21 protein-coding genes are annotated in these 20,331 nt (G+C 45.0%); 16 read left to right on the top strand and 5 right to left on the bottom strand.

The features are described from left to right. The first annotated feature begins 139 nt into the window (after positions 1–139). From FZC88_RS10840 to FZC88_RS10825, 4 genes are all read left to right on the top strand, one after another. Positions 140–604, top strand: a complete 465-nt coding sequence (locus FZC88_RS10840; protein ID WP_148994870.1) for a geobacillin-26 family protein — start codon at positions 140–142, stop codon at positions 602–604. A gap of 236 nt (positions 605–840) precedes the next feature. Further along, entirely contained in the window at positions 841–1,047 is a 207-nt protein-coding gene (locus tag FZC88_RS10835; RefSeq protein ID WP_148994869.1) for a hypothetical protein, read from the top strand. Between the two features lie 28 nt (positions 1,048–1,075). After that, positions 1,076–1,417 carry a hypothetical protein gene (locus FZC88_RS10830; protein ID WP_148994868.1) on the top strand — a complete coding sequence of 114 codons (342 nt, stop codon included), beginning with the start codon at positions 1,076–1,078 and terminating at the stop codon, positions 1,415–1,417. Between the two features lie 143 nt (positions 1,418–1,560). Beyond that, complete coding sequence (locus FZC88_RS10825) at positions 1,561–2,112, top strand: DUF3231 family protein (protein ID WP_148968160.1); 552 nt, start codon at positions 1,561–1,563, stop codon at positions 2,110–2,112. Between the two features lie 208 nt (positions 2,113–2,320). Here FZC88_RS10825 and mle read toward each other — a convergent pair whose 3' ends face one another. Then, the gene (mle, locus tag FZC88_RS10820; RefSeq protein ID WP_148994867.1) at positions 2,321–3,163 is read right to left on the bottom strand and encodes an alpha/beta fold macrolide esterase; all 843 of its coding nucleotides are present in this window, start codon (positions 3,161–3,163) and stop codon (positions 2,321–2,323) included. Positions 3,164–3,692: 529 nt separating this feature from the next. Here mle and FZC88_RS10815 point away from each other — a divergent pair. The 3 genes from FZC88_RS10815 to FZC88_RS10805 are packed head-to-tail and all read left to right on the top strand — an operon-like array spanning position 3,693 to position 5,326. After that, complete coding sequence (locus tag FZC88_RS10815; RefSeq protein ID WP_148994866.1) at positions 3,693–4,118, top strand: DMT family transporter; 426 nt, start codon at positions 3,693–3,695, stop codon at positions 4,116–4,118. Between the two features lie 17 nt (positions 4,119–4,135). Further along, on the top strand, positions 4,136–4,831 hold the full coding sequence (locus FZC88_RS10810; protein WP_187443581.1) for a Crp/Fnr family transcriptional regulator: 696 nt from the start codon (positions 4,136–4,138) through the stop codon (positions 4,829–4,831). A gap of 12 nt (positions 4,832–4,843) precedes the next feature. Further along, on the top strand, positions 4,844–5,326 hold the full coding sequence (locus tag FZC88_RS10805) for a DMT family transporter (protein ID WP_148994864.1): 483 nt from the start codon (positions 4,844–4,846) through the stop codon (positions 5,324–5,326). 111 nt (positions 5,327–5,437) lie between these two features. Here the strand turns inward: FZC88_RS10805 and FZC88_RS10800 are convergent, their stop codons facing one another. From FZC88_RS10800 to katG, 3 genes are all read right to left on the bottom strand, one after another. Beyond that, positions 5,438–6,031, bottom strand: coding sequence for an STAS domain-containing protein (locus FZC88_RS10800; RefSeq protein WP_397541188.1), 594 nt, complete (start codon positions 6,029–6,031; stop codon positions 5,438–5,440). 33 nt (positions 6,032–6,064) lie between these two features. Further along, positions 6,065–6,268, bottom strand: coding sequence for a hypothetical protein (locus FZC88_RS10795; RefSeq protein WP_148994863.1), 204 nt, complete (start codon positions 6,266–6,268; stop codon positions 6,065–6,067). Between the two features lie 225 nt (positions 6,269–6,493). Next, a complete protein-coding gene (gene katG, locus FZC88_RS10790; protein ID WP_148994862.1) occupies positions 6,494–8,710 on the bottom strand; it encodes a catalase/peroxidase HPI in 2,217 nt (738 codons plus the stop codon). 339 nt (positions 8,711–9,049) lie between these two features. On the opposite strand from katG, the gene FZC88_RS10785 reads away from it, so the two are divergent. The 4 genes from FZC88_RS10785 (at position 9,050) to FZC88_RS10770 (ending at position 14,117) form a co-directional block, all read left to right on the top strand. Continuing rightward, positions 9,050–9,736: a response regulator transcription factor gene (locus tag FZC88_RS10785; protein WP_148994861.1), complete on the top strand. Its 687-nt coding sequence runs from the start codon at positions 9,050–9,052 to the stop codon at positions 9,734–9,736. Position 9,737: 1 nt separating this feature from the next. After that, positions 9,738–10,733: a sensor histidine kinase gene (locus FZC88_RS10780; protein ID WP_148994860.1), complete on the top strand. Its 996-nt coding sequence runs from the start codon at positions 9,738–9,740 to the stop codon at positions 10,731–10,733. Positions 10,734–10,854: 121 nt separating this feature from the next. After that, a complete protein-coding gene (locus FZC88_RS10775) occupies positions 10,855–11,538 on the top strand; it encodes an ABC transporter ATP-binding protein (protein ID WP_148994859.1) in 684 nt (227 codons plus the stop codon). Then, complete coding sequence (locus FZC88_RS10770) at positions 11,535–14,117, top strand: ABC transporter permease (RefSeq protein WP_148994858.1); 2,583 nt, start codon at positions 11,535–11,537, stop codon at positions 14,115–14,117. Before FZC88_RS10775 ends, FZC88_RS10770 begins: the two co-directional genes overlap by 4 nt. 54 nt (positions 14,118–14,171) lie before the next feature. On the opposite strand, the gene FZC88_RS10765 is transcribed toward FZC88_RS10770, so the two are convergent. Beyond that, positions 14,172–14,396: a YczF family membrane protein gene (locus tag FZC88_RS10765; RefSeq protein WP_148994857.1), complete on the bottom strand. Its 225-nt coding sequence runs from the start codon at positions 14,394–14,396 to the stop codon at positions 14,172–14,174. A gap of 131 nt (positions 14,397–14,527) precedes the next feature. Between FZC88_RS10765 and FZC88_RS10760 the strand changes: the two genes are divergently transcribed. From FZC88_RS10760 to FZC88_RS10740, 5 genes are all read left to right on the top strand, one after another. Then, the gene (locus FZC88_RS10760) at positions 14,528–16,150 is read left to right on the top strand and encodes a spore germination protein (RefSeq protein ID WP_148994856.1); all 1,623 of its coding nucleotides are present in this window, start codon (positions 14,528–14,530) and stop codon (positions 16,148–16,150) included. Continuing rightward, complete coding sequence (locus FZC88_RS10755) at positions 16,140–17,366, top strand: Ger(x)C family spore germination protein (RefSeq protein WP_148994855.1); 1,227 nt, start codon at positions 16,140–16,142, stop codon at positions 17,364–17,366. Before FZC88_RS10760 ends, FZC88_RS10755 begins: the two co-directional genes overlap by 11 nt. 24 nt (positions 17,367–17,390) lie before the next feature. Continuing rightward, positions 17,391–18,491: a GerAB/ArcD/ProY family transporter gene (locus FZC88_RS10750; protein WP_148994854.1), complete on the top strand. Its 1,101-nt coding sequence runs from the start codon at positions 17,391–17,393 to the stop codon at positions 18,489–18,491. Between the two features lie 143 nt (positions 18,492–18,634). Further along, positions 18,635–19,105 carry an SRPBCC family protein gene (locus FZC88_RS10745; RefSeq protein WP_148994853.1) on the top strand — a complete coding sequence of 157 codons (471 nt, stop codon included), beginning with the start codon at positions 18,635–18,637 and terminating at the stop codon, positions 19,103–19,105. A 198-nt stretch (positions 19,106–19,303) separates the two neighbouring features. Beyond that, positions 19,304–20,191: an EamA family transporter gene (locus FZC88_RS10740; protein ID WP_148994852.1), complete on the top strand. Its 888-nt coding sequence runs from the start codon at positions 19,304–19,306 to the stop codon at positions 20,189–20,191. Positions 20,192–20,331 lie beyond the last annotated feature (140 nt).

The following is a 20,331-nucleotide window of genomic DNA, read 5'->3' as shown; positions in this document are numbered from 1 at the left end:
TGTAAATTCCTCCTAGTAGTTGTGTGTGATTGAGAATCATTAATAGATTATAATAATTCTAATTCGATATTTATTATTATATATATGCGTTTCTTTGTCAAGGGAAAAGATTGAGGTTCTGATAGAAAGGAAGATGGAGTTGAACAAACGATTGCTTGTCCTGTTTACGATGCTATTCACCATGCTTCCCGTCCATATTTATGCGGCGGCACCATTTGTGATGGGGGAAGGGAAAGCGGGTGGTTATCAGTACACGGTCTTAAAAGGGGAAGATGGGCTCATATGGAAAATCGGTTATCAAGATCACCTGGTGACGATTGACGAGAAAGAGGAAAATCAAGCTCATCTGGACCATTTTCGAACGGCTGTGAATGATCTTGGCAGTCACACATTCGGGCTCATTCTAGCGATTTCCTACCTTATCATTGTCGGCACAACCTCACTGGTCTTTTATAAAAAAACCAAACATATCCCCCGGGTAAGTGGGATGATCATAGTTTGTTTGGCTTTGGGTGCGGTGTATTATGCTATTACGTCATTTATAGGAATGCAGGCAGCGATCGAGGATGTGGGATATTATTACGTCAGCTTGACTGATTCTTAATTGTCGGCACTGGCGGTGGGGCAGATTCAGATCCTTTTGTCAAAAAAATCGGTTTAGTGAAGTGATGCAGGAATAGGTTACTACCTGTCGAAAAATACATAAACAAGAGGTGAAATTACATGTATTCTACAGAAACCCTGCCCCAATGGTTTTGGATTCTCTATTACTCCCTCACGATATTAACGATTGCCTCTGCCTTCCTTTCGATTTAAAAACAAGGGTATATATGGGGGGCGATGCTCACTATCTTTGTGACCATTTCCATCCCGGTTGTCGGCATGGTGAATGGAATTTATCGAGGGGAAAATCAGAATGAATTGGAGCAATGGCTGAGCCACCTGAGAATAGGGGAGTTATGGGCTTTCTATCTTCTGTTCGGTTATATATATGTGATCGCCTGGTGGGTGTTATTGATTCGAAATAGAGTTAGTAGACAGGGGTAGTTACAGCGGAATATTAGGAGGGGAAAACATGACAAACATAATCAGATTCAACCTTTTCCTACTGGTATTGTATTCAATTCTTTTCTATTTTTCTATCAGCAGGATGCATCTGTTTGGACATTTTACAGCTTTCATTAATCTATCGATAATCCTCATCCTGCTAGGGTTGGGGATCTATTACCCCAGATTCAGTAAGGGTATTCGTGATGGAAAGGTAAGCAGGATAAAATTAATCTGGAATGCGTCGTTTTTGCTGCTGTTTGCTGGATTTCAAATGTCTACGGGAATGATTCGGGACAGTATATTTTATGTCATTGTCATGATCACGATGGTGTTGATGGTGATGAATTTCAGGAGAAGCCATGAGTAGGGGGGGACAGCCTCTTAAGGAAAAGGTGAATTTTTGAGGGCTTAAAGGGAAGGGACCCCAAGGTATTTGTCAAATACGTTTTTCTGAATGTATAACGGGTAATGTGGAATACTAGTATCTACCAGTAATTAGGAGGTCGTATGATGACAAATGCTTTTGAAGCGATTTCAGCCATAATGAAAAATTTTGTAGATGAAGCACCTAAACCCCCTCTGCATGTGGGAGAAGTGATGGACCTCTGGACGGCATTCACTGCGTTTCATGAAGCTCACGCTCTTTACCAAGTAGGAATGAATACCACCACGGATAATGATGTGCAACATGTGCTACAAAGCGCATTGGAAGGGAGCATGTCAGATACAAAAAAAATAGAGGCATTCCTTTTGAAAGAAGGGGTTCCATTGCCTTTGGTCAACCCTGAAAAACCGATATCAGAGCAAAGTGCCGTGCCAGAGGGGGTTAAGCTGAAGGACGATGAAATCACCAACCTCATATCGGCAAAAGTAGCAGCTTCTATCACCTTTTGCGCTCAGGCAATGTCAAAGACAGTCCGAACCGATGTAGGACTCATGTTTTTTTCCATTCAAATCAACTTAATGAAGTTCGCTGCTCCGTTAAAAAATTTGATGATATCGAGGGGGTGGCTCCGGATTCCGCCGGAGTATAATCCTCCAGGTGCTCCGAGTAAAGAGTGACGCACCCATTTCTCCTCATGAACAAAAAAGAGTGGGAATATAGGCGTAATATGTTTCGCTCAAGGGATCTCTTGTTGCAACAATACGAGAGGTTGAACGTGAAAAAGCTACGAGAACGGTTACTTAAGTGGAATTTTCCCGGCAACCAAATAACCTATGAAAAAAGGCAGCCCGTCAAACGAAAAGGCTGCCTTCTTCATCTATTCTTTTATCGCGAATGAAATTTTATAATTGAATCTATTATCTGGTCCCAATCTTCGCTATGAATCTCATGTCCTGATCCATATAGAGGCATCAATTCAGCATGTGGTATGGCTTTTGCAAGGGCAAGTCCGTGTTCGTATGGCAGTGCTGGATCTTCTGTGCCGTGAATAATGAGAACCGGAATGCTGATCTCATTCATTCTATTGTAATAAGCTTCCCCGCCTTGAAGGAGGGCATGATTAAACCTGCTCGGCAGCTGTTTGGCACGGTCATACTCCCTTTCCGCCAGTTTAACCATTCTTTCCTGTTCATAAGGTTTGGAACCGGCTAACGTCTTCCATCCTTCTGCCAGATATCGAATGGCCACTTCACGATTTGACCAATCGATGGAAGCACTCTTCGCATGGTGATCGAGTATGCGCTGATCCATTGGAGGCAGTTCTTCCATCGCGGTCCCGAATACACTTGATGCAAGGAGTGTAAGGGTCAGTACGCGCTCAGGATATTTCAAGGTAAGAACCTGGCCGATCATTCCACCTAACGACATTCCAACGATATGAGCCTGCTTAATGGAATAAGCACCGAGAACACCCGCTGCATCGTCAGCCATGTCGGTTACGGTATAGTGGGAAGTTCCAGGAGGATAAATGGTTGATTGCCCCAAATCCCGATGATCGTAACGAATGACAAACACCCCTTGATCAGCGAGACGCAGACAGAAATCCTCATCCCACCAATCTAATGAAGACATCGAACCCATGATCAGAAGCACAGCGGGGTCTTTAGGGTTTCCGAAACTTTCTGTACAAATTTCCACGTTATTTATGTTCAGTATTCGTTCAGTCATGTTTTTACCTCCGTATGATTTATTATCTATTCGCTGTCAGGAAGCAGTAGATGAATAAATGCGTTTTGGAGCATGATAGGCAGCCCCACTCATTATCGTATGCGTATCCACTTGATAATCATGACGAGGCCTCCTTTTTCCTTTTGATAAAAAGGTGTGATATCTATATGTATGACTATAACATAGAAGGTTTTCTCCTGAATCCATTTTCCGTATATGTATGTATGGCCTTCTCCGTGACTACATTAAACTTGGTCGAGAAACTTCAGCAGAATAAGGGAATTGGGGACGTAGAGGGACTTTCCTCACAATTGTTTGACTTGGTGAGTAGTTGACTGCAATATGATAATCTGAAAATCGGTTGTTAACAGGACTGATTTACTGAATATTTACTTGGTAAGAAGGAAGTAAGGGAGGCAATAGGTTCTACTGGTTTACCAAAACACCAAATCGGCAACCCTTAGGACATATGTCCTTTCACAAAAATCCGTCCTCCTATTTAATAGAACAAAGAATAGGAGGATGAACGATGAAAGGTGCTTTATTTGCGCTGCTTGGTGGACTTTGCATCACTATGCAGGGGATTTTCAATGCAAGAATGAGTGACGCGATCGGCGGGTGGCATACGACTTCGATGGTTCACCTTGTTGCCTTTACGATTGCGATGACGATATATATGAAAGTAAGAGATGGAAAAGGAAAGAGCTTCAGGCAGGTGCCTTTCCTGTATTTGATCGGGGGATCGTTCGGTGTGATCGTGGTGTTCTCGGAACTGACGGCGATTCACATGATCGGCCCGGCATCGGCCATTGCGATCCTTCTCGTGGCACAGATCGGGACGGCATTCCTTATCGAGTCACGGGGATGGTTCGGGGAGAAGAAGATCCCGGTTACGCCGAGGCAGGCTGTTGGACTCTCAATGATGCTTGTAGGGGTCGTCCTTTTCCAATTGTAGAAAGAAGGAGTCATACGATGAAAGAAATACAGAGTGTTGAACCAGAACATTATATAAAACAATTCGAGCTTGATGAGTTATTCCCGGCGGATTTCAGACAATATATCAAGATGTATTCCTTTGAAAAAGGGGACAATCTTTTTTCGACAGGAGAAGAGCTCGATGAACTATACTTCCTCATGGAGGGGAAAATCAAGATCTTCACCCATACACCGGAAGGGAAGCTGTTGATCAATCGGTTCAAGCGTCCACTTGCCCTGATCGGGGATGTGGAATATGCGAAGGGTACTGCGGTACTCAATTCGGTGGAAGCCGTCACGGACGGGGTTTTCCTATCGGTTCCGTTCACGGATCTCTCAAGGCTTGAGAAGGAGCATCCAGCGATCCTGCGCTTTCTATTTGATACAGTTGCCCACAAGTTTTACACGGAATCACATATCACGAGCATGCACATGCTGTATCCCGTTGAAGTGCGCCTGGCAAGCTACTTACTATCCATTTCAGAAGCGGGCGAAGGGACCATGTTCCATCAGGAGATGCATACGTCCAATCTCATGGAGCTCGCCGAATGGATCGGCACGAGCTACCGTCACCTGAACCGGGTACTGAAGAAGATGGCAACGGACGACCTCATTGAACGGGTCAACGGGTCCATCACCATCAAAGATCTTGAAAAACTCAGCATCCTCGCGAAAGGAAACATCTATGAATAAGGAGGGACTCATATGATCGGAATCGGACTTGCCATCATGGCAGGAATCCTAATCAGTTTACAAAATGTATTCAATGCAAGAGTCAGTGAAAAAACAGGCCCATGGGCAACGACGAGCCTCGTCCTTGGCCTCGGCCTCGTCTGTTCTCTGCCGGTCTTTTATACAATGGAAGATAAAAGTCTGCTGGACTTCAGCGGGGTCAATCCCGTCTTTCTGTTCAGCGGGGTATTCGGAGTCGGTATCGTGTTCTTCCTGATGAGGGGAGTCACGTTGATCGGACCGGCGTATGCGATCTCGATCGCGCTTATTTCTCAGATTACCATCGCCTTTATCGTCAACACAGGTGGATGGTTCGGTTTTGAACCGTCTGCACTTTCCTGGGAGAAGGTTCTGGGGATTGGGTTGTTGATCGGCGGGGTGTTGGTTTATAAGTTGGAGAAGCGGACGGATGAGAAACGGGATGTTGTTCGAGAACGTGAGAGAGTGGGGGCTTAATGGTTTCCCTCTTAGAGAAGGTCTCTCCGGGCAGTTATATAAAATATGAAAAAGCACGCCCATTCCAATTAGGAAAAGGCGTGTTTTTTCATCTCTCATGATCTAGCAAAATCACTTCAGTTTCAATGATTTGATCGCTTGTTTAAGAGTTGCTTCCACTTTAATACCTGAGAGGTCACTGCGGTATTGAATGACTTTTTGGGCGAGGTCGGGACGGATACCGGTGAAGATGGTGGTGACTCCGACCAATTTCAGAGAATCTGCGATTTTCATCAAATGGAAGATGCTTTCTGAATCGATGCTGACGAGACCGGATAAGTCGATGATAATGTATTCCAATTCACCTTTTGCGGCTTCGAACAGGGTATGCTCGATGACCCGTGAGGTCCGTTCGGAATCTACCTCCCCAATGAGAGGGAGGACAGCAACTTCATCAAAGATCGGTACAAGGGGAACGGATAGCATCTGCACCTGCCCGTTTTTCTTTTCAAGGTCCAACACGTTCTCGAGCAATGCAGCCATGGCCATAAATAAGTCCCGATGTTCCTGAGTAAAATGAAACGGACGCAGATCCATGCCGCAAAGGGTACCGTAATTCACCCCATCCCTATAATAAATGGGGACCCCGATAAGCGAGCCGCCGCCAAGACTTTTCGTCACGTCCATGTCTTTCGTTAAGGCTGATACATTCAAATCTTCAATGATGAGTGGTTCACGACCACCCTTTACGATAAATTGTCAGAATGAATCACGATATAAGGTTTCAAAACCAGTTGGCAGAACCACGTCATCACGATTGTATGCCCGGACGATATTGACTTCTTTTTTGTCATTTTTAGCAAGAAAAAAGGTGTTCACATCTACAAACTTACTGATGAGTTCCAGTACATCATCAGCCGTTTCTTCAATCGGTTTGAATGCTTTCAACAATGTATTTGTCATTTTTGTCACCTACTTCCCTTGCTGATTTCATACAGCTATAGATATAGGTGTATAAAAATACCTATACTGACAGTCTATCAGATTTGCTATTTAATAGTATGAGTTTTAAATCCGTTGATAGAAAAAAAAGATGGTGTTCATGAAAAGTGTTTTTATTCGAAAAACCTTTACACCCGTCACATCAAAAAACACGCCTCATCCCAACAGGGAAAAGGCGTGTTCACTTTATCTCAAATCAAACCGATCCGCATCCATCACTTTCACCCAAGCGGCAACAAAGTCACGGACAAATTTCTCTTTATTGTCATCCTGCGCATACACTTCCGCTAAAGCACGAAGCACTGAGTTCGAACCGAACACCAGGTCAAAGCGTGATGCCTTACGAACCACTTCACCCGTCTTCCGGTCGCGGCCTTCATACTTATTGAAGCCGGCCGGTTTCCACTCGATGCCCATATCGAGCAGGTTCACGAAGAAATCGTTGGTCAATGCACCGACGCGGTCTGTGAATACGCCATGATCCGTACCGCCGTGGTTGGCGCCAAGAGCACGCATACCACCAAGAAGGACCGTCATTTCAGGAGCAGTCAGTCCTAACAATTGTGATTTATCCACGAGCATTTCTTCCGGGCTGACAGTGTATTCCTGCTTCTGGTAGTTACGGAATCCGTCTGACACGGGCTCCAGTACGCCGAAGTTTTCAGCGTCGGTCTGCTCGGCCGTTGCATCGCCGCGTCCAGGAGAGAATGGAACGGTTACCTCGAAGCCGGCGTCACTAGCGGCTTTCTCGATGGCTGCGTTTCCTCCTAAAACAATCAAATCAGCGAGGCTGACTTTTTTATCAAGCTTGCTTTGAAGGTCTTCGTAGACTCCAAGGACTTTCTCAAGCTGCTGTGGTTCGTTCACTTCCCAGTCTTTCTGAGGAGCGAGACGGATGCGTGCACCGTTCGCACCTCCGCGCATATCCGAACCGCGGTACGTGCTTGCGGATGCCCAAGCGGTTTTCACGAGCTCGCTCACGGTTAAGCCTGTGTCCAGGATTTTCTCCTTCAGCGAGGCCACTTCACTATCAGATAGATCATAATCCACCGCAGGAACCGGATCCTGCCAGATCAACTCTTCATCCGGAACCTCTGGACCCCAGTATCTTGCTTTCGGACCCATGTCGCGATGAAGGAGCTTGAACCAGGCACGGGAGAAGGCATCGGCAAACTCTTCCGGATTCTCATGGAAACGACGGGAGATCTTTTCATAGTCAGGATCCATACGCAATGCCATATCAGCGGTCGTCATCATCGTCTTCACTTTGATCGATGGATCTTCGGCATCAGGTGCCATATGTTCTTCCGTCATGCCGACCGGTGCCCATTGGGAAGCGCCTGCCGCACTCTTCGTTTTCTCCCATTCATAACCGAATAGGAGGTCGAAGTAGCCGTTATCCCATTTGGTCGGATTCGTCGTCCAGGCACCATCGACACCACTTGAAATCGTATCGCGGCCTTTTCCGCTTCCGTGTGAGCTCAGCCAGCCGAATCCTTGAGTCTCAAGATCCGCCGCTTCCGGATCATCACCTACAAGGTCGGCGTCACCGGCTCCATGGGCCTTCCCGAAGGTGTGACCGCCTGCCACAAGGGCAACGGTTTCATAGTCGTTCATCCCCATGCGTCCGAATGTATCGCGGATATCACGGGCACTTCCCAGTGGATCGGGTTCTCCGTTCGGTCCTTCAGGATTAACGTAGATCAGCCCCATCTGTACGGCAGCGAGTGGATTTTCAAGCTCACGGTCGCCGGAATAGCGGTTGTCAGCAAGCCATTCCTTCTCATTCCCCCAATACACATCTTCCTCTGGATGCCAAATGTCTTCGCGTCCTGCACCAAATCCGAATGTCTTCAAGCCCATGGATTCAAGAGCAACATTACCTGTTAACACAAGCAGGTCAGCCCAGGAAATCTTATTCCCATACTTTTGTTTGATCGGCCATAAAAGGCGGCGGGCTTTATCAAGATTGACGTTATCCGGCCAGCTATTAAGTGGGGCAAAGCGTTGTGAACCTGATGAACCGCCTCCGCGTCCGTCCGTTTCACGGTATGTACCTGCTGCGTGCCAAGACATCCGGATGAAGAATGGACCGTAGTGACCGTAGTCGGCAGGCCACCAGTCCTGGCTGTCTGTCATCAGATTGTGAAGATCTTGCTTCAATGCATCGTAATCAAGCTTCGAGAATTCTTCCTTATAATTGAAGTCTTCCCCCATTGGGTTTGATTTGGTGTCATGCTGGCGAAGGATGTTCAAATTCAACATGTTCGGCCACCAGTCTTTATTCGTCGTACCCCCTGGAGCCGTCGTCGTCGTGATGGCACTATCCTTGTGGTGGGTGACAGGGCACTGTCCTGCAGCTGCTGAGTGATCCTTTTGGTCTGGGCGATTGTTGTTTTCCATTTACATTCTCCTTTCAGATATGTGACACTGGCTTGAATAAACCATTACCATTTGCTAGAGGTGAAGAGTTAGATTATTATGATAATTCTTACTTATATTATAGTGGACGATGAGTCTGATTCAAAGTGAGAAGTGTTCAATCGACGGATTTTTATGGAAAATGTATCAAGTAGAAGGCTTCTTATAGAATAAGAGTAAGTCGAGGGGGAATAACATGAATGAAACAGATTCCGAATATGTCTTCTTAGGTGAAGGGGCGGCTGGTCGGAACCTGTCCATTGATTCTGCTTCCGTGATAAAATATGTTGATAAAATGAATGACGGTTAGGGTGTATGTATATGAAAGTATTGTTGGTAGAGGATGATCGGACGATTGGGGCCGGGTTGGAGTATTCGTTGCGTCAGGAGGAATATGAGACGATTCTTTGTTATGATGCTGAGTCTGCAAAAGCGATGATTCATGGTCGGTTAGAGGAAATCGATTTATGTTTGTTTGATTTGTCGCTACCTGATGGGAGCGGCTATGATTTGTGTGAGATGGTGAAGAAGCGGGACGATAAGCCGGTGATCTTTTTGACAGCGCTGGATGACGAAGTGAACGTTGTGATGGGGCTGGATATGGGTGCGGATGATTATATCACGAAGCCGTTCCGGGTCCGTGAGCTGCTATCCCGTATCAGGTCGGTGCTCCGGAGATATCATAAACAACCGGCACAGGCAAACGTGTGGCTCGATATTGAGGATATCCGTATTAATACGTTAGAGGGCAAAGTGTATAAGAATGGTGACGAGGTAGTATTGACCGCTTTGGAATACCGGCTTCTCCTCATCTTTGCCAATCACGTCGGACAGGTGCTGACGAGGGCCCAGCTTCTTGATCGGATCTGGGACGTGGCCGGTGATTTTGTCAATGACAACACGCTGACCGTTTATATCAAGAGGCTGCGGGAAAAGCTGGAGGACCAACCACAGCGGCCAACGATCATCAAGACCGTCCGCGGTATGGGATATAAGGCAGGCGATTGATATGTGGCGGAATTGGGAAGTTCAATGGTTTTTCATCAGTCTTTTATCCATCAGTCTTGCGGCATTCATATTGGCAGGTTTTCTTTTTTCGATTCGGGTTGCGTTGTTTGTGCTGGTCACATCCGGTTTGCTAGCAGGATGCAGCTTAATCTTTACAAGGTGGCGGTACCGGGAAATTGAAAAGCTTTCGGGTTACTTGAGGAAGATCAGCAGCGGGGATGACAGCCTTGATGTCCGGGATAACCAAGAAGGGGAGCTCAGCATATTAAAGAATGACATCTATAAGGTGACCTTGATGCTGTCTGAGCATCGTTCATTTTTAGAGAAGGACAAACTCACTTTGACCACCGCCCTTTCTGACATCTCACATCAGTTGAAGACACCTTTGACTTCGATGATGGTGATGGCCGATCTCTTAAGTGACAGCACATTGGAGGAGTCCAAGCGTGCCGAATTCACTCAACATATCCGGGTGCAGTTGGAGAGAATCGAGTGGCTTGTTTCTTCGCTTTTGAAATTATCCAAGATCGATGCGGGAACCATTTCGTTTAAGAAAGACAAGGTGGTCGTCCGGGATTTGATTCAGAGTGCGGTGCAACCTGTCTTGATTCCGATGGATATTAAAGAGCAGACATTGAGCGTGAGCGGGGACGAAACGGTTACGTTTACCGGTGATCTTCGCTGGACGGCCGAGGCCCTCATCAATATTCTGAAAAATGCTGTGGAGCACACGGGAGAAGGAGGGGTGATCTCTATTTCATTTTCGGAGAATCCGCTCTACACTGAAATCACCATCGCGGATAATGGACACGGGATTCCAAAAGAAGATCTTCCCTACATATTCAGGCGTTTTTACAAAGGCAAGAATGCAAGCGACGACAGTGTCGGAATCGGTCTGGCGATGGCTTACAGCATCATCACCAGTCAGCAGGGGGATCTTGAGGTCCGAAGTGAAAAAGGAAATGGTACCGTGTTTTCGATTAAATTTTATAAATAGGAGGGTGTTTATTCTTGCTCCCCGTACCCCCTAAAGTGAATAAATTGTCACTTTCATAGTCACTTTAAAGTCATATTGGACAGATATACTAGGGTCTACATCAACATTATGGAGGTACCAAATGAATATTTTACAAATTGAAAATCTGTCTAAGATATATGGCAAAGGGGAAACGGCGGTCAAGGCACTTGATGATGTCTCATTCTCTGTAAGAAAAGGGGAATTCGTGGCGATCATCGGTCCTTCTGGATCGGGGAAATCTACTTTGCTTCACCTGCTTGGAGGCGTCGACCGTCCGACAAGCGGGAAAGTGCTAATCGATCAAACCGATATTTATCAATTGGATGAAACCCAGCTGGCTGTTTTCAGAAGAAGGCAGATCGGGTTGATCTATCAGTTCTACAATCTGATCCCTATTTTGACGGTGGAAGAGAACATCACCCTCCCCATGTTATTGGATCAGCATAAAGTGGATAAAAAGCAGTTGACGGATCTAGTATCGAGATTGGGCCTTCATGAAAGGCTGAACCATCTGCCGAACCAATTATCCGGCGGACAGCAGCAGCGTGTATCCATCGGGAGAGCGCTGATCAGTAATCCGGCCATCATTCTCGCTGACGAGCCGACAGGAAATCTTGACAGCAAGAACTCTACGGAAATCATCGAACTGTTAAAAATGTTCAACAAAACCTATAACCAGACCTTGATCATCATCACTCATGATGAGCGGATTGCACTGCAGGCAGATCGTGTGATCGAGATCGCAGATGGAAAGATCGCTAAGGATGAGGTGATCCGTCCGTGAATATCATCAACAAACTGACGTTACGGCATCTGAAAGAAAACAAAAGAAGAACCCTTGTAACCATCACCGGGGTCATCATCTCGGTGTCGATGATCATGGCCGTTGCGACACTCGGCGTGTCATTCCTGGACATTATGAAAAGGCAATCGATCGCCGACAATGGCGAGTGGCATGTTCAATATCAAAACGTCAGCCCCGATCAAATTGAAGCAATAGCGAATGACGAGGATACGGGAAGCTTGCTCCTATCCAATGAATTGGGGTATGCAAAGCTCGATGGGGCCAAAGTGGAAGATAAGCCCTACTTATTTATAAAAGAATATAATGAAGAAGGCTTTAAGCAGTTTCCGATCGAGTTGAGTAAAGGCCGCCTGCCTTCCGATGAACAGGAAGTGGTCATTTCTGAGCAAATCGCGAATGATGCCGGTGTTCAGTACAAGATCGGGGACCAGATCAAACTGGCTATCGGGAGCCGGATGATGGAAGGGGAAAGCGAGCCATTGGGACAGAATGACTCGCTCCAAAGGGATGGTGAAGGTATTAAGGAGAGGCTTGAAGTGAACTCCATGGAGACCTTCACTGTTACGGGCATCATCGAAACCCCATCATGGGAACCGGCATGGTCTCCAGGTTATACAGTGCTCGGCTATATCGATAAGGGTTCCTTGAATAAGTCGGATATGGTGGATGCGATTGTGGTGTTGGACAAAGTGAACTCCTCCGTCTTTGAGCATGCCGGGAAACTGGCAAAAGAGAATGGGATTGGGAAAGTAGCTTTCAATGATGAATTACTGCGCTACTACGGTGTGACGGACAATGACAATCTCCGCTTCACCCTGTTTTCCTTACTTGGGATCATCATGGCCGTCATCATCATCGGTTCGGTATCGCTTATTTATAATGCATTTGCCATCAGCGTATCTGAACGATCCAGACACTTAGGGATGCTTTCTAGTGTGGGGGCGACGAAGAAACAGAAGAGAAATTCCGTCTTTTTCGAAGGGATGGTCATCGGAATCATCAGCATCCCCCTTGGTTTATTGGCAGGGGCGTTGGGGATCGGAGCTACCTTTTGGTTTATCAATACCTATATTGACGGAGCATTGGGCATTTCGGAGAGACTTCAGGTTGTCGTCACGCCGTCAACGGTCCTGGTTTCCTGTCTGATTTCAAGCGCGACAATTTTCATTTCTACGTATATGCCTGCACGAAAAGCCTCGAAGATTTCAGCAATCGATGCGATCCGCCAGACGCAGGATGTCAAATTGACTGGTAAGACGGTCAAAACGTCCAAGCTCGTCCGGAAGCTGTTCGGGTTGGAGGCGGAAATCGGATTGAAAAATCTGAAACGGAATAAACGGCGTTACCATGCGACGATTTTTTCCCTGGTGATCAGTATCGTTCTCTTCTTATCGGTGTCTTTCTTTACAGATAACCTGAAGAAATCGGCAGTCATGTCCCAGGAAGGCACGAATTTCGATATTTCCGTAACGGCCAATACCGGGGATACAGAACAATTGGAAGACTTGGTTCAACTGGAGAATATCACAGCATACAGCGTCCAAAAAAGTCTGAATCCGACTGCCCTTATTGACAAAGACAAATTTCCTCAGGAATTGAAGGACATGATCGAACGGGATAATATTCCCCTTGATAATGGACGTTATCAATACTATGTGAACTTACATGGATTGGATGAACAGAGCTTTAGAGACTTTGCAAAAAAAGCAGGCGCAGAACTCGAGATGTTCAATGATCCCGGGAAGCCAACAGCCATCGTCATTGATCAGATTTCCTATCACGATCCGACGACGACCAAGTTCATCGAGGCCAAATCGATCGTAACCGAACCGGGGGACGTACTCGATTTGATCTTCACGAACTATGATACAGAGAAATCGAAACCATTGGGATCGTTTACGATCGGGGCCATGACAGACCAAGTGCCCATGGGGATCCGTACCGCAATGATGGGCGGATTGGATGTCATCGTACCGATGAAAACGATGGATGCCTTGATGGATGACGAGATGAAAAAGGAAGTCCGGAGCCAGTTATATATGAACAGTACCGACCCGATGGAAACCCAGAAAGCCCTTGAAGAAGTGGTGCCATCGAATCTGTATATATATAATGTCTATCAAGACAGACAGCAGGAAGAACAGCTCATCCTGTTACTGTCAGTCTTCACGTATGGGTTCATCGCACTGATTTCATTGATATCCATCGCGAACATCTTCAATACGATTTCAACGAGCATTTCTTTGAGAAAAAGGGAATTCGCCATGTTGAAATCCGTTGGGATGACGCCAAAAGGATTTAATAAAATGATCAACTATGAAAGCATCTTTTACGGCGTCAAATCCTTGCTGTTTGGACTGCCGATCAGTATCGGTGTCATGTATCTGATCCACAGATCTGTTGGAGAGACCTTCGATTACGGATTCGAGCTGCCGTGGATTGATATACTATCTGTCATCGCTGCGATTTTTATCATCGTAAGCTCGGCCATGCTTTATTCAATCGGAAAGGTCAAGAAGCAGAATATCATTGAAGGTTTGAAGCAAGAGAATATATAAAAAGAAAGAAGAGATGGGCTAATTGAGGCTCATCTCTTTTTTGCTTAAGTATACTTACTTGTCTTCGTTTCTCTTCTTTATTAATACGTACGCAGTTTCAACCAGAAAAATCGAAAGAAGAAAAAAGAGGACGAATACTTCCGTTATTTCCATTACCCGAAAAGGACGTACGGCATTATACAATGCGTCTGAAACATCAAACCCTTGGAGAATATCGAGACTTAGAGAAAAAGCCATTAAACAACCCATCATTAAAAGGGCAATGCCCATGATTTTCATGCCGATCACACTCCTCCAACTAGTTTCTTCTCTTTGGACTTGTATCATTCAGTCATGCGTTTGTTAATAATTACATAAAAACCCCTCATATGGTTAAAGTAATAAAAAATAAAAGAAGGGGGTCTGAATCTATGCCTTCGTTCTTTAAAGGTCGAAAACCAAAAAAGAACCACCAGTCGAATGCTGAAAATCATGCTGCTGATCACTCGGCAGAACATATACAAGATTCGTTGTCAGTCAATCTTGACATCATTAGAAAGAAAACAGGAAACAGTTCAGACCTCGTCGTTCGTCATCTGAAAATGGGGAGAGATTCCGATATTAAAACAGCAATTGTTTATATCGAAGGAATAGTAGACAATCGAACGATTCAGGAATTCTTATTGCAGACCATGATGAAAGATGATGATAAAGAACAATTGAATGAGCATGATGCGTTAGAACGGATTTCTGAGGACATGATGACGGTTGGGAACGTGTTATCGCTCAATACCTGGGAAGACCTGTTCTCATCTTTAATGGCAGGTGACACCCTGATCCTGATAGATGGCATTTCAAAGGCTTTGAGTGCGTGTACGAGAGGCGGGGAGAAACGCTCCATTTCGGAATCCAACACTCAAATGGTGGTCCGTGGTCCAAAAGGGGCGTTTACAGAGTCGATTGATACCAACACAGCCATGGTAAGGCGCATCATTAAGACCCCTGATTTATGGATGGAGTCTTTGAAGGTTGGCCGTGTAACCAAAACCGATGTGACGCTTATGTATATACATGGCATTGCCAATGAAAAGGTCATTGAAGAAGTTCGTCAGCGAATTAATAAGATCGACATTGATAGTATTTTGGAATCAGGCTATATCGAGCAACTGATCGAGGATCAAACACTGTCTCCCTTTCCCACTATTTTCAACACTGAAAGACCGGATGTTGTGGCAGGGAATCTGATTGAAGGACGAATTGCCATTTTTGTCGATGGTACCCCTTTTGTACTGATTGCACCAGCTGTGTTTATACAATTTTTCCAATCGGCTGAGGATTATTACGCCCGTTTCGATATAGCGACATCGATTCGGCTTTTACGCGTTTTGATGTTCATGATTTCGCTGATTGCACCTGCTACCTTTGTCGCTGTCACCACCTTTCACCAGGAAATGGTGCCGACAACGCTCATTGTCGCCATTGCAGCACAGAGGGAAGCCGTTCCTTTCCCTGCATTCGTGGAAGCTCTTCTGATGGAAATAACATTTGAAATCCTACGGGAAGCAGGAATTCGACTGCCGAAAGCGATTGGTTCGGCTGTATCCATTGTCGGTGCACTTGTTATTGGACAAGCAGCCGTTCAGGCGAGTATTGTGTCACCTGCCATGGTCATCATTGTATCGATCACAGCGATTGCCAGTTTTGCGACACCTTCTTTTGACATGGCCATTTCAGCTCGTTTAATCCGGTTTTTGTTTATGGTTGGTGCGGCCACATTCGGCTTCTACGGAATTATTTTGATCCTCTTGATGATTGTCGTCCATCTATGCAGCTTACGTTCATTCGGTGTTCCTTATATGGCCCCTTTTGCTCCCTTTATACCTGTGAACAATGGAGATACATTTGTAAGGTTACCATGGTGGTCACTAAGACAAAGACCCCGCTTAATTAGTGCCAATACAGTACGGGAAGGGAAGAATCAGCGTCCCGAGCCTCCTGCATCCCGTGCAATGGTCAATCGGGATTTTAAAGAGGGTGGCAACGATGAAGCATAAGTTGATCTTCCTTATAGTATGGGTGACAATGACCGTCTTGCTTTCCGGATGTTGGAGCAAAAAAGAGCTAACCGATCTTGCTATCGTGGCAGCCCTGGGAGTAGATAAGACGGAAGACGGAAAATATGCCATCACCCTTCAAATTATTAATCCCGGGAACGTGGCTGGAGGCATGCGTGGGGGAGGTGGCGGGACTCAAAGCCCACCTGTTACCATCTATTCGGCAACTGGAAATAATTTAGTAGAAGCAAGCAGGCGTGCTTCAAGCAAAATTTCCAGAAGATTATATTATGCCCATACCAACCTGGTGGTGGTTGGGGAGAACCTTGCAAGAGAAGAAGGTGTAGCTACATTAATCGATGCAGTCGATCGAGATCATGAATTTAGAATCACGACAACCATGGTGATTGCCAATCAATCATCTGCAGAAGACCTCGTGAAAACATTAACACCCGTTGATAAAATTCCAGCGAATAAGGTGCTGAAAACGTTGGAATTCTCTCAAAAGGTATTGGGAGAGACTATAAAGACGTCGATCCAAGACGTGATGAAAGGGCTGCAATCCCCTGATGAAGCAACCGTGGTTTCAGGATTTCGCCTTGTGGGAAATCCCAAGCATGCGAGCCAGTTAGAAAACATTCAAGAAAGTGAGCCTGAATCTGCCCTTGAAGCAAGTGGAATCGGCATCATAAAAGAAGGGAAATTAGTGGATTGGTATCATGGGAAAGCGGCAAGAGGAACCGTATGGATCAGAGATGAAATCCAGGGAACAGACATTAACATTGATTGGGAAAGAAAAAAGGAAGCCATCGCCTATCAAACAGTCCGTCAAAAAACAACCGTATCTGCGAAAGTGAAGAATGGAAAGCCCCATATCTCTATTCATACACGTGCGGAAGGAAGTATAGGGGAAATGAATGTACCTGTAGATATCACAGATGTAAAGGTTATTTCAAAGATGGAAGAAGAGCTGGAGAAAGAGGTTAAAAAAGAAATAAAAAAAGCGATTGAACAGGCTCAAACAAATAAAGCGGATATCTTTGGGTTTGGCGAAGCCATCCGGCGTTCCAGTCCCGGTGAGTGGAAGAAGCTTAAACCGATGTGGAACGAGGTGTACTTTCCGGAATTAAAGGTGGATATTAAAGTGGAAGCCTATATCCGCCGTGCGGGATTACGAAACAAATCGTTTCTTTCAAGCTTAAATGATGATCAATAGTGAGGGAAAGGGGGTACCAGTAGAGTGGAGAAAGCCAAAATTAGTGCCAGTCAGCTCTTTGTCTTAATGGTTCTGTTTGAACTGGGGAGTGCTTTACTCGTCCCTCTTGCCATAGATGCAAAACAGGATGCCTGGTTGGCCATTCTGCTTGGAATGGTCGTCAGTTTCGTTCTTTTATTAGTCTATCATAAACTCTATTGGTATTATCCCGATCTGTTGCCTACCGAGTACATGCATAAGATTCTCGGTAAAGTGCTGGGAACCTTGGTTGCCTTCCTCTATCTTTTTTTCTTTATGTATGATGCTTCGAGGGTTCTTCGAGACTTTGGGGAAATGCTGTTAACCTTTGCCTATCCCGAAACGCCTTTATTCATCGCCAATGCACTGTTAATGCTCGTCATTATTTATACGGTCCATAAAGGAATAGAGGTCATCGGGCGATCAGGTGAACTGCTTTTTATGCTTATGTTTATGCTTTCGGTCGTTGGATTTATATTGATCGTGAGTTCTGGTCTGATCGACTTAACCCACCTACAGCCGGTACTTGAAGAAGGGATTGCACCTGTCCTAAAAGTGGTTTTTACTCAAACCTTATATTTCCCGTTTACAGAAGCCATTGTATTTACGATGATTTTGCCGTACATGAATAATCCCAAGAAGGTAAAGCTTACGATGATATGTGCAACGGGGTTAAGTGGAATCAACCTCATACTTACGATGCTCATTAATATTAGTGTGCTTGGTGTGGGTCTGACTGCACGGTCACAATTTCCGCTTCTTAGTACGGTTCAGACCATCCAAGTAGCCGATTTTTTAGAACGGCTGGATGTATTTTTTATGCTTGCCTTAGTGATCGGGATTTTTTTTAAGATAAGCGTGTTGTTTTATGCAGCGGTCATAGGCTCAGCCAGCTTATTTAAGGTCAAATCGCCTTCACGGCTGTCCTATCCTTTGGGCCTGGTCGTTTTATTTATGTCGATGACGATTGCGAGCAATTTTCAAGAGCATATCCAAGAAGGACTAGAGATAGCGATATTTGTCTTACATCTGCCACTCTTCGTGATCATTCCCATCCTCCTGCTTCTTATTGCGTTTTTGAAAAATAGATCGAAGAATAGAGGGTAACTGGGGTGTTTGGATCATTCTTTCGGGGGTGAAGGGAGTTAAAGTAGCCAAGACTTATAGTACCTTAACGATTAAAAGAAGGAAATAAGACAAACTTGTCAAATTTATTCAATAGTACGATAGATCTTAGGAGGTCATTCCATTTGAGTATCCCATTCGAAGTGAAAAGAAACTTTCAGGTCTCCAAAGAAGAAGCCTATGCGAGTCTATTAGATCTTGCTTCTGCCAAACAGTGGATGCAAGGGTTGGTGGGAATAGAGCGGATGGATGAAGGGCCGATCCGTGAAGGCAGTCAGTGGAGGGAAACGAGAAAGATGTTCGGCAAAGAGGCTTCGGAATATTTTGAGGTAGTGGAGCTTAAAGAACCTGATAAGATTGTGCTGCGATGCGACGGCACGAAGGGGACGACAGGCAAAGGAGAATTTATCTTTACCTATTTGCTGACTTCATCAGGTGATCAGACAGAAGTGACGTTACTTGGGGAAATCAGAGGGCTGACCGGCCTGTCGAAATTGTTCGGTAAATTAATGGCAGGCGTCTTTAGGAAGGCTTGCGCAAAGGATTTGGATTCCTTGAGAGATTATTTGGAAAAAAATAAAGTGGTGAACTCCTGACAGTGGCAATCGGAAATGGTATAATCTTTTAGTAGGAAAGTTAGCGCTAATAGCAGTTAGTTTTGATCTCTTACATTTTATTATAATGATAAAACCTTTTTAGGAAGTGGATTTTTATAGAGGCAGCTCTATTTTCGCCACACAATGTCAATTGACAATTGTGTGGTTTTTTTATGTGTAAAAAAGGGGGAGAAAAAAATGAAAACGTGGCAATATGCATTGATTGTTTTTTTAGGTGGATGCTGTTATGGGATCTTATCTACATTTGTCAAACTTGCTTATTCAGCAGGTTTTTCAGTAACAGAAGTGACAGGTGGCCAATATTTATTCGGAGCTTTGCTTACCTGGGTGCTGGTTCTGTTTACAAAAAAGAAAAGGATACCTTTCAATCAAGCTTTCAAACTATTATTATCTGGAATTCCATTTGGACTGACAGGTGTGTTCTATTATCAGGCGCTGCAGACACTGAATGCTTCGCTTGCAATCATTTTTCTATTTCAATTTGTTTGGATCGGCACGTTATTCGAGTGGATCTTATATAAAGAAAAGCCAACTAAAGGTAAAATCATCTCAATTGCCATACTAATAATCGGCTCCATTTTAGCTGCTGGTGCAGTTGCAAAGAGCGAAGTTGTTCTATCCTTGCAAGGGACTGTTTGGGGATTACTATCTGCTGTGACGTTTACCACTTTTATCACACTCAGCAGTTCTGTCGGAAAAGATTCTCCACCCGTCTTGAAAAGTGCTTTCCTTTCAACAGGTGGTTTAATTGTCGTATTTTTAATTTTTCCACCCACGTTTTTAGTTGATTTACCTACTTTGACGGGGGTCGCACAATATGGTTTATTGCTCGGCTTCTTTGGCGTAGCTTTACCACCTCTTTTATTTTCAATCGGCATGCCCCATGTCGGACCAGGGCTTGGCACAATCTTAACGGCTTCTGAACTTCCAGTGGCTGTAACCATGTCCGCTCTAATACTAGCTGAAGTAGTCAGTTTTTCACAATGGATAGGGGTCGTCATCATTCTATGTGGAATCGTGCTCGGCAATTTAAAACTGAAAGGCAGAATGAAATCCATATCATAATGCGAGCACAATGATAAAAAAGAAAAGAGGTCCGTCCCTCAATGCGGTAAAGCTTTACCGTGGTGAGGGACGGACCTTTTGTTTTCTCTTGATCCAAACGTTTTGAACAGTTCATCTGCACTGAGCATGAACAATGTTTA

The organism is Rossellomorea aquimaris (assembly GCF_008180865.1).
Lineage (GTDB): Bacteria > Bacillota > Bacilli > Bacillales > Bacillaceae_B > Rossellomorea > Rossellomorea yichunensis.
The sequence above is the reverse complement of the archived record's forward strand: the minus strand, read 5'-3'. Positions and strand labels throughout refer to the sequence as shown.

Excerpts from the sequence above, each read along its gene's own strand:
- FZC88_RS10775 (WP_148994859.1), top strand. The coding sequence starts at position 10,855 with ATGAATATTTTACAAATTGAAAATCTGTCTAAGATATATGGCAAAGGG.
- mle (WP_148994867.1), bottom strand. The coding sequence starts at position 3,163 with ATGACTGAACGAATACTGAACATAAATAACGTGGAAATTTGTACAGAA.
- katG (WP_148994862.1), bottom strand. The coding sequence starts at position 8,710 with ATGGAAAACAACAATCGCCCAGACCAAAAGGATCACTCAGCAGCTGCA.
- FZC88_RS10760 (WP_148994856.1), top strand. The coding sequence starts at position 14,528 with ATGCCTTCGTTCTTTAAAGGTCGAAAACCAAAAAAGAACCACCAGTCG.
- FZC88_RS10825 (WP_148968160.1), top strand. The coding sequence starts at position 1,561 with ATGACAAATGCTTTTGAAGCGATTTCAGCCATAATGAAAAATTTTGTA.
- FZC88_RS10780 (WP_148994860.1), top strand. The coding sequence starts at position 9,738 with ATGTGGCGGAATTGGGAAGTTCAATGGTTTTTCATCAGTCTTTTATCC.
- FZC88_RS10740 (WP_148994852.1), top strand. The coding sequence starts at position 19,304 with ATGAAAACGTGGCAATATGCATTGATTGTTTTTTTAGGTGGATGCTGT.
- FZC88_RS10765 (WP_148994857.1), bottom strand. The coding sequence starts at position 14,396 with ATGAAAATCATGGGCATTGCCCTTTTAATGATGGGTTGTTTAATGGCT.
- FZC88_RS10810 (WP_187443581.1), top strand. The coding sequence starts at position 4,136 with ATGAAAGAAATACAGAGTGTTGAACCAGAACATTATATAAAACAATTC.
- FZC88_RS10795 (WP_148994863.1), bottom strand. The coding sequence starts at position 6,268 with ATGACAAATACATTGTTGAAAGCATTCAAACCGATTGAAGAAACGGCT.
- FZC88_RS10815 (WP_148994866.1), top strand. The coding sequence starts at position 3,693 with ATGAAAGGTGCTTTATTTGCGCTGCTTGGTGGACTTTGCATCACTATG.
- FZC88_RS10785 (WP_148994861.1), top strand. The coding sequence starts at position 9,050 with ATGAAAGTATTGTTGGTAGAGGATGATCGGACGATTGGGGCCGGGTTG.
- FZC88_RS10830 (WP_148994868.1), top strand. The coding sequence starts at position 1,076 with ATGACAAACATAATCAGATTCAACCTTTTCCTACTGGTATTGTATTCA.
- FZC88_RS10835 (WP_148994869.1), top strand. The coding sequence starts at position 841 with ATGCTCACTATCTTTGTGACCATTTCCATCCCGGTTGTCGGCATGGTG.
- FZC88_RS10755 (WP_148994855.1), top strand. The coding sequence starts at position 16,140 with ATGAAGCATAAGTTGATCTTCCTTATAGTATGGGTGACAATGACCGTC.
- FZC88_RS10805 (WP_148994864.1), top strand. The coding sequence starts at position 4,844 with ATGATCGGAATCGGACTTGCCATCATGGCAGGAATCCTAATCAGTTTA.